Origin of the sequence: Streptomyces yaizuensis (assembly GCF_034961445.1) — a bacterium.
GTDB classification, from domain to species: domain Bacteria; phylum Actinomycetota; class Actinomycetes; order Streptomycetales; family Streptomycetaceae; genus Streptomyces; species Streptomyces yaizuensis.
Map to the genome: position 1 here is coordinate 14,018 of NZ_BSBI01000007.1, position 14,269 is coordinate 28,286.

Sequence of the window (14,269 nt, forward strand, 5' to 3'; positions counted from 1 at the left end):
GGTTCAGACGGGGCTGTGCGCGGGCCTGATGTTGTGGTTGAGGTGGAAGAGGTTGTCGGGGTCGTACGCGGCCTTCACCCGTGCGAGCCGGCGGTAGTTGTCCGCGCCGTAGGAGGCGATCACCCGTTCCTCGCCCTCGGAGCCGATGAAGTCGAGGTGGACCGCGTCGAGCGCCCATGGCCGCATCGCCGCGCGTACGCCGCGTACCCAGCCCCGCCCGGGGCCGTCGTCGATCGGGTTCTCCCAGACGCCGAAGGGGTGGACCGCCCAGGGGGCGTGCCGCCAGGGCACCGGGAGGTCGTCGGGCGCCCGGTCGACCGCGCCGCCCATCGGGAACAGGATGTGCCGGGAGCCGCTGGGGACGGGCAGGGAGTCGGCGAGGGTGCGGAAGACGGACGCGGCGTCGTCGGGGAGGCCGGTCAGATACTCGGCGGACCAGTGGTTCCGCAGCCCCGGCGGGTCGTCCAGCATGCACTGGAGGTCGGCGTAGGGGAGCCGGGCGACCGTCTCGGAGGCGTGCCGCAGGCCGAACAGGGGCGCGGCGGTGGCGCGGGCCTGCGCCTCCGTCCCGGCGTAGGTGACGAGCAGGGCGCAGACCATCCGGCCCACCAGGGGCTCCGGGACGAAGGCCTCGGGCGCCCCGGTCAGATAGATCACGGCGCCGCCGGCCTCGTCGGGCGCCTCGGCCATGAGGTCCCGGTAGGCCAGCAGCGCGTCGAGCGAGTCCTCGGGCTCGGTCATCAGCAGGACCACGGACATCGCGGGCAGCGGGTGGAGCCGCAGGGTCAGGGAGGTGGCGACGCCGAAGTTGCCGCCGCCGCCGTGCAGGGCCCAGAACAGCTCGGGTTCGTGGTCGGCGTCGGTGTGCGCGGTCGTCCCGCCCGCCAGGACCAGGTCGGCGGCGAGGAGGTTGTCGCAGCCGAGGCCGTACGTCCGCTCCAGCCAGCCGGAGCCGCCGCCGAGGGTGAAGCCGCCGACGCCGATGGTGGAGGCCCGGCCTCCGGTGGTGGCGAGGCCGTACGGTTCGGTCGCCCGGTCGAGATGGGCGAAGGTGGCGCCGCCGCCGACGGTGGCCGTGCGCCGCTCGGGGTCGACGCGCACGCTGTGCATCCGGCGCAGGTCCACCACGAGTCCGCCGTCGGTGGTGGCGAGACCGTCGACGCTGTGGCCTCCGCCGCGCACGGCGATCTCCAGGCCGTGTTCCCGGGCGGTGCGCAGGGCGTGGACGACATCGTCGGGGGTCTCGCACTGGACGACGACGGCGGGCCGCCGGTCGATCATGCCGTTGAAGACGGTGCGGGCCTCGTCGTAACCCGGGTCGGCGGGGACGAGCGCGGTGCCGGTCAGCCGGGTGCGGAGGCCGGTCAGCGCCGCCTGTGGGAGGATCCGGGGCGCCATGACGGCCCCCTTCGGAGGGCGTTGTGGACCCTTCTCATCGTAGTCCCGGACCGGGCGGGCGACCGCTCGGGGAGAGCCGTGCGTCCGCTCCCGGCGGTGGTGCCGTGGCCCGGCCGGTCCGCCGGGCCACGAAACGTATCGGGGCGGTCAGCCCCCGTACGCCCCGGACGCCGTCAGCCGCAGCGCCGTGTCGATCAGCGGGACGTGGCTGAACGCCTGCGGGAAGTTCCCCACCTGGCGCTGGAGCTTCGGGTCCCACTCCTCCGCCAGCAGCCCCAGGTCGTTGCGGAGCGCCAGCAGCCGTTCGAAGAGCCGGCGGGCCTCGTCCACCCGCCCGATCATCGCCAGGTCGTCCGCCATCCAGAACGAGCAGGCGAGGAAGGCGCCCTCGTCACCGGCGAGCCCGTCGACGCCGGCGTCCTCGCCGCTCGTCGGGTAGCGCAGGATGAAGCCGTCCTCCGTGGACAGCTCCCGCTGAATGGCCTCGATGGTGCCGATGACCCGCTTGTCGTCGGGCGGCAGAAAGCCCATCTGCGGGATGAGCAGCAGCGACGCGTCCAGCTCCCGGGAGCCGTAGGACTGGGTGAAGGTGTTCCGCTCCTTGTCGTACCCCTTCTCGCAGACATCGCGGTGGATGTCGTCCCGCAGCTCCCGCCAGCGCTCCAGCGGCCCGTCGGCGTCCCCGGCCTCGATCAGCTTGATCGTGCGGTCGACGGCCACCCAGGCCATCACCTTGGAGTGGACGAAGTGGCGGCGCGGGCCGCGCACCTCCCAGATGCCCTCGTCCGGCTCCATCCAGTGCTGCTCCAGGTAGTGGATCAGCCTCAGCTGGAGCAGCGCCGCGTAGTCGTTGCGGGCGAGCCCGGTCATATGGGCCAGGTGCAGGGCCTCGGTGACCTCGCCGTACACATCGAGCTGGAGCTGGCCGGCGGCGCCGTTGCCGACGCGGACCGGGCCCGAGTTCTCGTATCCGGGCAGCCACTCCAGCTCGGTCTCGCCCAGCTCCCGCTCCCCGGCGATGCCGTACATGATCTGGAGGTTCTCCGGGTCGCCGGCGACGGCCCGCAGCAGCCACTCGCGCCAGGCGCGGGCCTCGTCGCGGTAGCCGGTGCGCAGCAGCGAGGAGAGGGTGATGGCGGCATCGCGCAGCCAGGTGTAGCGGTAGTCCCAGTTCCGCACGCCGCCGATCTCCTCCGGGAGGGAGGTGGTGGGCGCGGCGACGATGCCGCCGGTGGGGGCGTAGGTGAGGGCCTTGAGGGTGATCAGCGAGCGGATCACGGCCTCCCGGTAGGGACCGTGGTACGTACACTGGTCGACCCAGTCGCGCCAGAAGTCCTCGGTGGCCGTCAGCGACGCCTCCGGTTCCGGCAGGGCGGGCGGCTGGTGGTGCGAGGGCTGCCAGCTCAGGGTGAAGGCGAGCCGTTCCCCCGGGGCGATGGTGAAGTCGGAGTAGGTGGTCAGCTGCTCGCCGTGGGTCTCGACCTCGGTGTCCAGCCAGACCGAGTCCGGGCCCGCGACGGCGACGGTGCGCCCGTCGACCTTGTGCACCCACGGCACGATCCGGCCATAGCTGAAACGCATGCGCAGGGCGTTGCGCATGGGCACCCGCCCGCTGACGCCCTCCACGATCCGGATCAGCTGCGGTGCTCCGTCGCGCGGCGGCATGAAGTCGGTCACCCGGACCGTGCCGCGCGGTGTGTCCCACTCCGACTCCAGGATGAGGGAGTCGCCTCGGTAGCGCCGGCGGTCGGCCGCCGGCGGTTCGGTGTGTTCGGGGTGGGCGGGGCCCATCCTCCAGAAACCGTGCTCCTCGGTGCCGAGCAGCCCGGCAAAGACGGCATGCGAGTCGAAGCGCGGCAGGCACAGCCAGTCGACCGTGCCGTCCCGGCAGACCAGTGCTGCGGTCTGCATGTCTCCGATGAGTGCGTAATCCTCGATGCGCCCGGCCACGTGCATCTCCAGTCGAACAGCCACGTCCGCCCCTCGGGGCGCTTACTGCGAGCAAGGGTCGCCGACGAGCCTTGGGTCACGGTTTCATGTCGGGGATGTCGCTTTTGGCCTGTGTCACCCGTCTCCCACCACCACCCTGCTCAGATGAGCGCGCCCCTGCGCGTTCCTCTGTTTAGCGAGTGCCCGCAGGATACGACGCACAGGAGCGTCGCGCGTGGCGGTCTCGACAACCGGTCTACTCCGAACGGGTGAGCCAAGGGTGAATCCCTGGTGAGAGGGGTACGTGGGCGCGCGACGGAGTCACGGGGCGCGTGGCCGGAAGCACTCTCCCCCGGTCGCTGATACCCTGGTATCCCGTGGACCGGGAGCACGCCTGTGCGCAAACAGGAGCCCCGCAACCGCAGCGACGGCACCCCCTGAAACGCCGGGAGGACCGCCGGTACGCAGCCTCTCACCCCCTTCGCGACCACGGGAGCCCCCCTTTGGCGATGCCGCCCAAATCCATGACGACCAAGCACATCTTCGTCACCGGGGGTGTCGCCTCCTCCCTCGGCAAGGGCCTGACCGCCTCCAGCCTGGGCGCGCTGCTCAAGGCGCGGGGGCTCAAGGTCACGATGCAGAAGCTCGACCCCTACCTGAACGTCGACCCCGGCACGATGAACCCCTTCCAGCACGGCGAGGTGTTCGTCACCAACGACGGCGCCGAGACCGACCTGGACATCGGCCACTACGAGCGCTTCCTCGACGTCGACCTCGACGGCTCCGCGAATGTCACCACCGGGCAGGTCTATTCCCAGGTGATTGCCAAGGAGCGGCGCGGCGAGTACCTCGGTGACACCGTGCAGGTCATCCCGCACATCACCAACGAGATCAAGCAGCGCATCCGCCGCATGGCCACCGACGACGTCGACGTCGTGATCACCGAGGTCGGCGGCACCGTCGGCGACATCGAGTCGCTGCCGTTCCTGGAGACCGTCCGCCAGGTCCGCCACGAGGTCGGCCGGGACAACGTCTTCGTCGTCCACATCTCGCTGCTGCCCTACATCGGCCCCTCCGGCGAGCTGAAGACCAAGCCCACCCAGCACTCCGTGGCCGCGCTGCGCAACATCGGCATCCAGCCCGACGCCATCGTGCTGCGCGCCGACCGCGACGTGCCCGTCGCCATCAAGCGCAAGATCTCCCTCATGTGCGACGTGGACGAGGCCGCCGTGGTCGCCGCGATCGACGCCAAGTCGATCTACGACATCCCCAAGGTGCTCCACACCGAGGGCCTGGACGCCTATGTCGTCCGCAAGCTGGACCTGCCCTTCCGCGATGTGGACTGGTCGACCTGGGACGACCTGCTGGACCGGGTCCACAACCCCGACCACGAGGTCACCGTCGCGCTCGTCGGCAAGTACATCGACCTGCCCGACGCCTATCTGTCGGTGACCGAGGCACTGCGCGCGGGCGGCTTCGCCAACCGCGCCAGGGTCAAGGTCAAGTGGGTCACCTCCGACGACTGCAAGACCGCGGCCGGCGCCGCCCGCCAGCTCTCCGACGTGGACGCCATCTGCATCCCCGGCGGCTTCGGCGACCGGGGCGTCAGCGGCAAGGTCGGCGCGATCCAGTACGCCCGGGAGAACCGGATCCCGCTGCTCGGACTCTGCCTGGGCCTCCAGTGCATCGTGATCGAGGCGGCCCGCAACCTGGCCGCGATCCCCGAGGCCAACTCGACCGAGTTCGACGCCGCCACCGCCCACCCGGTGATCTCCACCATGGAGGAGCAGCTGGCGTACGTGGAGGGCGCGGGCGACCTCGGCGGCACCATGCGCCTCGGCCTCTACCCGGCCAAGCTCGCGGAGGGCTCCATCGTCCGCGAGGTCTACGGCGACCAGCCGTACGTGGAGGAGCGCCACCGCCACCGCTACGAGGTGAACAACGCCTACCGCGCCGAGCTGGAGAAGAAGGCGGGCATCGTCTTCTCCGGCACCAGCCCCGACAACAAGCTGGTCGAGTACGTGGAGTACCCGCGCGAGGTGCACCCCTACCTCGTCGCCACGCAGGCCCACCCGGAGCTGCGCTCCCGCCCGACCCGGCCGCACCCCCTCTTCGCCGGCCTGGTGAAGGCCGCCGTGGAGCGCAAGACGGCCCAGTGAGCCGGGGTCGTCCGGCCCGGGCCGCCGCGCCCGCCGGACGACCGCCTCCCACGCGCTACCGTTGACCGGGGTACATGTCCATCTGACGACATGTACCCCGGTCGACTTTTCGCGGGAGGACAGCGCACATGGACACGCCCACGCCGATTCAGGACACGCCCGAGGAATGGCGGATCACCGCGACCGCCACCCCCTTCCGGGGCAACAAGACCAGTGTCCGCACGGACGACGTGGTCATGCCCGACGGCCAGGTGGTCCGCCGCGACTACCAGGTCCACCCCGGCTCCGTCGCCGTCCTCGCCCTCGACACCGAGGGCCGCGCGGTCGTGCTGCGCCAGTACCGCCACCCCGTCCGGCAGAAGCTGTGGGAGATCCCGGCCGGACTGCTCGACGTCCCGGGGGAGAACCCGCTCCACGCCGCCCAGCGCGAGCTGTACGAGGAGGCGCACGTCAAGGCCGAGGACTGGCGGGTGCTCACCGACGTCTACACCACCCCCGGCGGCTGCGACGAGGCGGTACGGATCTTCCTCGCCCGGGAGCTGTCGACGGCCGAGGGCGAACGCTTCGACGTCTCCGAGGAGGAGGCCGACATGGAGCTGGCGCGGGTGCCGCTGACCGAGCTGACCCGTGGCGCGCTCGCCGGGGAACTGCACAACAACTGCCTGGTGGTGGGGGTGCTCGCGGCGGTCGCCGCGCTCGCCGGCGACGGCTTCGACGCGCTGCGCCCGGCGGACGCGCCCTGGCCGGCCCGCCCCTTCCAGGCCTGAGGACCCCGTACCCGGCCCCTTCGGAGGCCTCCCGGGGCATTCCCGGGGACCGGACACCGCCATCAGTCTGATGATCTTTCGATCCTACTGATCCGATCAGGCGATATAACGGTCACGCTCCTTCCAATTCGTCGCAGAGAGTGAACTACGCTCGTCGCAGCCCGCACGGAATCCCGGCGGGCTCGACAGGCGCACGGACTGGACGGGAGCGTGGCCCGTGACGGATCAGGCGGTGGACTCGGGCGGCCGGGCCGGCGCGACCCCGGGTCAGTTCTGCGGCCGGCAGCGGGAGTTGGCCTCCCTGCGGGCCGACATCGAACGCGCGGGCCTGGACACCATCGCCGGCCGCAAGGCCCCCCGCGCCCGGGTCCTCCTGATCGCCGGACGGCCCGGCTCCGGACGGACCGCGCTCGCCGAGCGGCTGATCGCCCGGATCGCCCCCGATTACCCCGACGGACTCCTGCGCGCCCGGCTCACCGAACCCACCGGACGCCGCATCCCCACCGAGGAGACCGCCCGCGACCTGCTCGACACCCTCGGCGTCGCGGGCCCCCCGGGCGCCGACGCCGACGAACTGTCCCACCTGGTCCGCAAGGCGTTCACCGGCCGCAGGGCGATCCTCCTCCTCGACGACGCCGCCGACGCCGAACACGTCGACCCGCTGCTCCCCGACACCCCCGACTGCCTGGTCGTCGCCGTCTCCGGCGGACCCCTCACCGGCATCCCCGACGTCCGGCCCTGCACCGTCGGCGGCATGGACCCCAAGGCCGCCATCGAACTTCTCACCGCGTACGCCGGGTCCGTGCGCGTCACCGTCGACCCGCAGGCCGCCGAATCCGTCGCCGAGGAGTGCGGCGGACAGCCCGCGGCCCTCGTCCTCGTCGGCGGCTGGCTCGCCTCCCGCCCCTCCCTCTCCGTCGCCGACGCCACCCGCCGACTGCGCGCCCTGCCCGACGACGGCGAGGGCCCGCCCGGCGCCTCCCGGCCCCTGGCCCGCGCCTTCCGGCTGGTGTACGACTCGCTGCCGGCCGGGCCCGCCCGTCTGCTGCGGCTGCTCCACCTCGCCCCCGCCGGGATCGCCGGCGCGCACACCGCCTCCGCCATCGGCGGCTGCTCGCTGGCCCAGGCCCGGGAGTCGCTGGAGACGTTCGTGGCCCTCGGACTGCTCCACCCGGCGGGGGACCGCTACCGGGTGCCGGGCGCCCTGGCCCCGCTGCTGCGCACCTACAGCGACAGCGCCGACAAACCCGAGGAGGTGCGGCTCGCCCGCGCGCGGATGCTGGAGCGGGCCGTGCGCCGGCTGCACGCCTGCCGGGCGGTCGCCGAACCGGGGGAGCCCTCCTCCGGGGAGATCCTCGACGCCATCCCCGCCGGGCTGCGCTTCCCGGACGCCGCCGCCGCGGCCGAGTGGCTGCGTACCCGGCAGGGATCGCTGCTGGCGGCCGTGCGGGCCGCCGTCGCCGACGGGGAGCTGGACACCCTGGCCCGGCGGCTGGTCTCGGCACTGGTCCGGGCGCTGGCCGCGCACCGGGGCACCGAGGCCGCCGCGCCCGAGCTGTACGCCCTGCACCGGATGGTGCTCTCGGTCGCCGAGCGCCGGCAGCTGCACCGGGAGATCGCGGCCGCCCTGCTCAACCTCGCCGACCTCGACGCGCGCACCGGCCGCACCCAGGAGGCCCTGGCCCGCTACCGGGCCGCCCTCGACGCGGGCCGCGCCGCCCGGGACCCGTACGCCACCGGCCGCGCGATGGAATCCGTCGGCGGCGCCTACCAGGAGCTGGGGGACTGGAACCGGGCCGCCGACTGGTACGGCAGGGCCCTGGTCGAGCGCCAGATCCGGGGGGAGCGCGCCGACGAGGCACGGCTGTACGGGCGGCTCGGCACCGTCCACACCTACGCGGGCCGCTACGGCGAGGCGCTGCGCCACTGGCGTGCATCCGTCGCGGGCCACCGCCGGCTCGGAGACCTGGCGGCCCAGGCGCGGGCGCTGAGCGAGGCCGCCCGGGTGCAGGAGTACGCCGGCCGCCCCCAGGAGTCGCTGCGCACCTGCCAGGAGGCCGTGGAGTGGGCCCGGCGCGCGGACGACCTGCGGCTGCAAGCCGCGCTTCAGCTCCGCCTGGCAGACACATGGGAGCGGCTGGGCGACCCGGCCGCCGCCCGGCTGCACCGGGGCACCGCCGAGCGCATGCTCGCGGAGCTGCCGGAGCCACCGGCCGCGGCGGCCCCCCTGCCCACGGCCGGTGCCGGGGGCCCCGTACGCACCGACCTCGGGGCCCGAATCGAAACGGAAGATCCGAAGAAGCGGAAGGAACAGCCACGACGACGGAAAACGGAGGAGATGGCTGGGGCCGTGCGCGGGGCCGGTCCGCAGGGTGGTGATCCGGGTGACAGCCCTGGCGCGCGGGGCGCCGGAGGCCTGCGGGAGACAGGGGGAACACCCCGGGAGACGCCGCGCGGGACACCCTCAACAGCAGGGGAAGAAGGTAGGAGGGGTGGTTCTGCCTGCGAAATCCGTAGTGTCGTCGCTGAAGATTAGTTGTTTGTAAGGCTGGACAGCGAGTCTCCCTTCATTAAACTGGCTCCACCGCGTCATATCCGTGGTGTCTCCCGGTGCGTCCCCCACGTCCGGGTATGTATGGAATTACCCCCCCGTATCCCCTGAGCCAAGGACCGTGATCGACGTGAAGGTCGGCATCCCCCGCGAGGTCAAGAACAACGAGTTCCGGGTGGCGATCACCCCCGCCGGCGTGCACGAGCTGGTGCGCCACGGCCATGAGGTCGTCGTCGAGCAGAACGCCGGTGCCGGCTCCTCGATCACGGACGCCGAGTACGTCGCCGCCGGCGCCCGCATCCTGCCCACCGCCGACGAGGTCTGGGCCACCGCCGACCTGCTGCTGAAGGTCAAGGAGCCCATCGCCGAGGAGTACCACCGCCTCCGCAAGGACCAGACGCTCTTCACCTACCTCCACCTCGCCGCCTCCCGCGAGTGCACCGACGCCCTGCTGGCGTCCGGCACCACCGCGATCGCCTACGAGACGGTCGAGACCGCCTCCCGCGCCCTGCCGCTGCTCGCCCCGATGTCCGAGGTCGCGGGCCGGCTCGCCCCGCAGGTCGGCGCCTACCACCTGATGCGCTCGGCCGGCGGCCGCGGCGTCCTGCCCGGCGGCGTCCCCGGCACCCACGCGGGCCGCGCCGTCGTCATCGGCGCCGGTGTCTCCGGCTGGAGCGCCACCCAGATAGCCGTGGGCATGGGCTTCCACGTCACCCTGCTCGACAAGGACATCAACAAGCTCCGCGAGGCCGACAAGATCTTCGGCACCCGGGTGCAGACGATCGTCTCCAACGCCTACGAGCTGGAGCAGGCCGTCGTCCAGGCCGACCTCGTCGTCGGCGCGGTGCTCATCCCCGGCGCCAAGGCCCCGAAGCTGGTCACCAACGAGCTGGTCGCCCGGATGAAGCCCGGAAGTGTCCTTGTCGACATCGCGATCGACCAGGGCGGCTGCTTCGAGGACTCCCGTCCGACCACCCACGCCGAGCCGACCTTCACCGTCCACGACTCGGTCTTCTACTGCGTCGCCAACATGCCCGGCGCCGTCCCGCACACCTCGACGTACGCGCTCACCAACGCGACGCTGCCGTACATCGTGGAGCTGGCCAACCGCGGCTGGGTCGAGGCGCTGCGCCGCGACCCCGCGCTCGCGCTCGGCCTGAACACCCATGACGGACAGGTCGTCTACGGCCCGGTCGCCGAGGCGCACGGCCTGCCCCACACCGGACTGGGCGCGCTCATCGGCTGACAGAGCCGCCAGCGCCGACAGAACGGCTGACAACCGCCGTCGCGGTCAACCCGCGTCGTCAACATCGCCCACCCGGCCGGACCTTGCCCCGCGAGGTCCGGCCGGCGGCGTGTCGGGCGTCCGCGCGCCGCGCCCAACTCGCCGTGTACGCAACCCTTCACCCGATTCGCGCACGCCAGGAACCCTGACGACACCGCCCGTCACGGTGGGCGCGCACCCTTGACAGAACGGTGTTCCGTTGCCGACACATCGGGCCGTCTCCGGTGGATTGTGTTGCTGCGGAGCGGTGACACGCCATAGAGTCGCCAACCGTCGGCATGGTGCCACGCTGACCTATCGATAAAGTCCTGGTCACGTCCAAGGAGGCAAGACGACTTGTGAATGAGTCGACATTTACTCCCGGAGGCGGTCACGCGGTCACGTCCGTACGAGGAGTGGTCCCGGCGTCCTGGCCGGGTGCTGTCGGCTCCATGGCGGTCGGCTCCCTCGCGCCCCCCGCGACACGCCAGGACACCCCGCACATGACGACAGCCCACACGATGAAGATGACGGACGGCCTACACGTGAACGCCACGGCCGGCAACGAGAGTGGCCGAGAGTCCACCCACTTCGCCGCCTACGAGGAACTCCCCGAGGGGCACTTCTACGACCCCGACGCCGAATACGAGCCCGATCCGGAGTACGCGGCCACCCTCGCGCCCGACGCCGCGCGGCAGCGCCGCGAGCGGATCGGTCCCACCGGGCGGCCCCTGCCGTACTTCCCGATCCCGGGCCCGCTGACCGACCACGGACCCGCCAAGATCATCGCGATGTGCAACCAGAAGGGCGGCGTGGGCAAGACCACGTCGACCATCAACCTGGGTGCCGCGCTCGCCGAGTACGGACGGCGTGTCCTGCTGGTCGACTTCGACCCGCAGGGCGCCCTCTCCGTCGGCCTCGGGGTCAACCCGATGGAGCTGGACCTGACGGTCTACAACCTGCTCATGGAGCGGGGCATGTCGGCGGACGAGGTGCTGCTCAAGACGGCGGTCCCCAACATGGACCTGCTGCCGAGCAACATCGACCTGTCGGCGGCCGAGGTCCAGCTCGTGAGCGAGGTCGCGCGCGAGTCCACGCTCCAGCGCGCCCTGAAGCCCCTGCTGCCGGACTACGACTACATCGTGATCGACTGTCAGCCGTCGCTGGGTCTGCTCACGGTCAACGCGCTGACGGCGGCCCACAAGGTGATCGTCCCGCTGGAGTGCGAGTTCTTCGCGCTGCGCGGGGTGGCGCTCCTCACCGAGACCATCGAGAAGGTGCAGGAGCGGCTCAACCCCGACCTGGAGCTGGACGGCATCCTCGCCACGATGTACGACTCCCGCACCGTGCACAGCCGGGAGGTGCTGGCGCGCGTGGTCGAGGCGTTCGACGACCACGTCTACCACACCGTCATCGGACGGACCGTCCGCTTCCCGGAGACCACGGTGGCGGGTGAGCCCATCACCACCTACGCGTCGAACTCCGTCGGCGCCGCCGCGTACCGCCAGCTCGCCAGGGAGGTGCTCGCCCGGTGTCCCGCCGAGTGAGTCTGCCCGGCGCCGACGAGCTGTTCCGTACCACCGGGGGGACGGCCCTGTCGCCCTCGTCGCGCGGCAGGCAGGCGGGCGACGCGCGGGTGCCCGCCCCGGCGGCGGAGAGCGACCCGCTGGAGAGCCCCGCCGGTCCCGGCGGTCCCGAGCACCCGGCGACGGGCTCCCCCGCGGGCTCCGAGGGCCGTGGCCAGGGCGAGGAGCCCCCGGGGGCGGCCGGCGGCCGCGCGCGCCGCTCCCAGGCCGCCCAGCCGGCCCAGGAGGCCGTCCCGGCCCCGGCCCGCCGGGCCCCGAGAGGCCGGGCGAACCGCCGGCCCAGCGGCCGGGAGCGCCACGACGAGAAGATCACGGTCTATGTCTCGGCCGAGGAGCTGATGGACCTCGAACACGCGCGGCTGGTGCTGCGCGGTGAGCACGGGCTCGCGGTGGACCGCGGCCGGATCGTCCGCGAGGCCGTCGCCGTCGTCCTCGCGGATCTGGAACAGCGCGGCGACGCGAGCATTCTCGTGCGGCGGCTGCGGGGCCGCTGAGGGTAGCCTCGCGCTGGCCCCCTTGCCCGCGGGCCCCGCCGGCCCGCCCGCCCTCCGCACCGCCCGTTTGGACCCCCGATGCCCCAGGCCGACCCGCCCCGCCCGCCGCGCCGCACCCTGGGCCCCGGGCCAGGGGCGGTGCCGGTGCCGGCGGCGCCCGGGCGCGAGGAACCCGTACGCCCCGGTCCCGACGGCGGAACCGGTCCCGCTCCCGGCCGCGTTCCGGACCATGTTCCCGATCGCGTTCCCGGCCAGGGCCCCGATCCGGTACGGGAGAGACCTGCGCCGGCACCGGAGCCCGAGCCGGATGCCTGGCCGGAGGTGGGTGCCCGGCCGGAGTCGGCGTCCGGGGCGGAAGCCCGGCCCGAACCCGATACCGAAACCGAGCCGGATGGCAGGCCCGATGCGGAGCCTGAGCCTGAGTCCGAGCCCGAGCCTGAGCACGGCCCCGACGCCGGGGCCGAGCCGGCGGCGAATGCCCGGTCCGAGTACGACCCCGAGCCGGAGCCGGGAGCCCGGTCGAAGGCGGATGCCGGACCCGGGTCCGAGCCCGGTTCCGAGCACGAGGCTGAGCCGGAGGCGGCGGCGGATGCCCGGCCCGAGGCCGGGGCCGAGTCGGCGGCGGGCGCCGAAGCCGGTGACGAGCGCCGCTTCACCGTGCGGCTCGCCAACTTCGAGGGCCCCTTCGACCTGCTGCTCCAGCTGATCTCCCGGCACAAGCTGGACGTGACCGAGGTCGCCCTCTCCAAGGTCACCGACGAGTTCATGACGTACATCCGGGCCCTGGGCGACGACTGGGACCTCGACCAGGCGACCGAGTTCCTGGTCGTCGCCGCCACCCTCCTCGATCTGAAGGCGGCCCGGCTGCTGCCCGCCGCCGAGGTCGAGGACGAGGCCGATCTCGCCCTCCTCGAAGCCCGGGACCTGCTCTTCGCCCGGCTGCTCCAGTACCGCGCGTACAAGCAGATCGCCGCGATCCTCGCCGACCGCCTGGACGCGGAGAGCCGCCGCTTCCCCCGGACCGTCGGCCTGGAACCGCACCACGCCGACCTGCTGCCCGAGGTGGTCATCAGCATCGGCGCCGAGGGCTTCGCCCGGCTGGCGGCGAAGGCGGCCCGGCCGAAGCCGAAGCCCCAGGTCTACGTCGACCACATCCACGCCCCGCTGGTCAGCGTGCGCGAGCAGGCCCGGATCGTGGTCGCGCTGCTGCGGGAGCGGGGCCACGCCACCTTCCGGGAGCTGGCCGAGGGCACCGAGGACACCCTGACCGTCGTCGCCCGCTTCCTGGCCCTGCTGGAGCTGTACCGGGACCGGGCCGTCACCCTGGAGCAGCCCGAGGCCCTGGGGGAGCTGACGGTCACCTGGACCGGCGGGGACGGCGCGGGCGCCGTCACGGACGAGTTCGACCGGCCCCCGGACCTGCCCGGGGAGAAGGAGAGGGACCCGGCGTGAGCGATCTCAAGCCCGCCCTGGAAGCCGTGCTCATGGTCGTGGACGAGCCCGCGACCGAGGAGCACCTCGCCAGGATCCTGGACCACCCCGCCCGGGCGGTCGCGGACGCCCTGCGGGAGCTGGCCGACGAGTACACCGTCCAGGGCCGCGGCTTCGAGCTGCGGCTCGTCGCGGGCGGCTGGCGGTTCTACTCCCGCCCCGAGCACGCCGCCGCCGTGGAACGCTTCGTCCTGGACGGGCAGCAGGCGCGGCTCACCCAGGCCGCCCTGGAGACTCTCGCGGTCGTCGCCTACCGCCAGCCCGTCAGCCGCTCCCGGGTCTCCGCGGTGCGCGGAGTGAACTGCGACGGCGTGCTCCGCACCCTGCTCCAGCGCGGCCTCGTCGAGGAGGCGGGCACGGAACCCGAAACAGGTGCGATCCTGTACACGACGACGAACCACTTCCTGGAGCGGATGGGCCTGCGCGGCCTGGACGAGCTGCCGGAGCTGGCGCCCTTCCTCCCCGAGGCCGACGCGGTCGAGGCCGAGACGGCGGAAGGCGTACCGTCGTTCGATCCGGACGCCCCGGAACCGGACGCGGGCCCCTTCGGGGACCTCGCCGGGGATCCGGACGAGGAGCCGGCGGACGCGGGCGCACGGCACGGCGGCCATGCACCGGGCGCATGACACG

General features: G+C 72.8%; 10 protein-coding genes. 8 read left to right on the top strand and 2 right to left on the bottom strand.

The features are described 5' to 3' along the window. Positions 1 to 3: 3 nt before the first annotated feature. Both SYYSPA8_RS17725 and SYYSPA8_RS17730 read right to left on the bottom strand, forming a co-directional pair. A complete protein-coding gene (locus tag SYYSPA8_RS17725) occupies positions 4 to 1,398 on the bottom strand; it encodes an FAD-binding oxidoreductase (protein WP_323448176.1) in 1,395 nt (464 codons plus the stop codon). Between the two features lie 147 nt (positions 1,399 to 1,545). Continuing rightward, positions 1,546 to 3,348 carry a glycoside hydrolase family 15 protein gene (locus tag SYYSPA8_RS17730; protein WP_323448501.1) on the bottom strand — a complete coding sequence of 601 codons (1,803 nt, stop codon included), beginning with the start codon at positions 3,346 to 3,348 and terminating at the stop codon, positions 1,546 to 1,548. A gap of 488 nt (positions 3,349 to 3,836) precedes the next feature. Here SYYSPA8_RS17730 and SYYSPA8_RS17735 point away from each other — a divergent pair, with 488 nt between their 5' ends. From SYYSPA8_RS17735 to scpB, 8 genes are all read left to right on the top strand, one after another. Then, positions 3,837 to 5,486 carry a CTP synthase gene (locus SYYSPA8_RS17735; protein ID WP_323448177.1) on the top strand — a complete coding sequence of 550 codons (1,650 nt, stop codon included), beginning with the start codon at positions 3,837 to 3,839 and terminating at the stop codon, positions 5,484 to 5,486. Between the two features lie 128 nt (positions 5,487 to 5,614). Next, positions 5,615 to 6,253: an NUDIX hydrolase gene (locus tag SYYSPA8_RS17740; protein ID WP_323448178.1), complete on the top strand. Its 639-nt coding sequence runs from the start codon at positions 5,615 to 5,617 to the stop codon at positions 6,251 to 6,253. A gap of 217 nt (positions 6,254 to 6,470) precedes the next feature. Next, entirely contained in the window at positions 6,471 to 8,789 is a 2,319-nt protein-coding gene (locus tag SYYSPA8_RS17745) for a tetratricopeptide repeat protein (RefSeq protein ID WP_323448179.1), read from the top strand. Positions 8,790 to 8,934: 145 nt separating this feature from the next. Then, a complete protein-coding gene (gene ald / locus SYYSPA8_RS17750) occupies positions 8,935 to 10,050 on the top strand; it encodes an alanine dehydrogenase (protein WP_323448502.1) in 1,116 nt (371 codons plus the stop codon). A gap of 470 nt (positions 10,051 to 10,520) precedes the next feature. Further along, entirely contained in the window at positions 10,521 to 11,615 is a 1,095-nt protein-coding gene (locus SYYSPA8_RS17755; RefSeq protein ID WP_323448180.1) for a ParA family protein, read from the top strand. Then, on the top strand, positions 11,600 to 12,148 hold the full coding sequence (locus SYYSPA8_RS17760; protein ID WP_323448181.1) for a hypothetical protein: 549 nt from the start codon (positions 11,600 to 11,602) through the stop codon (positions 12,146 to 12,148). Before SYYSPA8_RS17755 ends, SYYSPA8_RS17760 begins: the two co-directional genes overlap by 16 nt. Before the next feature lie 321 nt (positions 12,149 to 12,469). Next, entirely contained in the window at positions 12,470 to 13,600 is a 1,131-nt protein-coding gene (locus SYYSPA8_RS17765) for a segregation/condensation protein A (RefSeq protein ID WP_407706024.1), read from the top strand. Then, positions 13,597 to 14,265: an SMC-Scp complex subunit ScpB gene (gene scpB, locus SYYSPA8_RS17770; protein WP_323448183.1), complete on the top strand. Its 669-nt coding sequence runs from the start codon at positions 13,597 to 13,599 to the stop codon at positions 14,263 to 14,265. The genes SYYSPA8_RS17765 and scpB overlap by 4 nt, the downstream gene beginning before the upstream one ends. Positions 14,266 to 14,269: the final 4 nt, after the last annotated feature.

What these genes read in the sequence shown, in the direction of transcription:
- SYYSPA8_RS17755 (WP_323448180.1), top strand. Translation starts at nt 10,521, where the DNA reads ATGGCGGTCGGCTCCCTCGCGCCCCCCGCGACACGCCAGGACACCCCG.
- SYYSPA8_RS17740 (WP_323448178.1), top strand. Translation starts at nt 5,615, where the DNA reads ATGGACACGCCCACGCCGATTCAGGACACGCCCGAGGAATGGCGGATC.
- SYYSPA8_RS17735 (WP_323448177.1), top strand. Translation starts at nt 3,837, where the DNA reads ATGCCGCCCAAATCCATGACGACCAAGCACATCTTCGTCACCGGGGGT.
- SYYSPA8_RS17725 (WP_323448176.1), bottom strand. Translation starts at nt 1,398, where the DNA reads ATGGCGCCCCGGATCCTCCCACAGGCGGCGCTGACCGGCCTCCGCACC.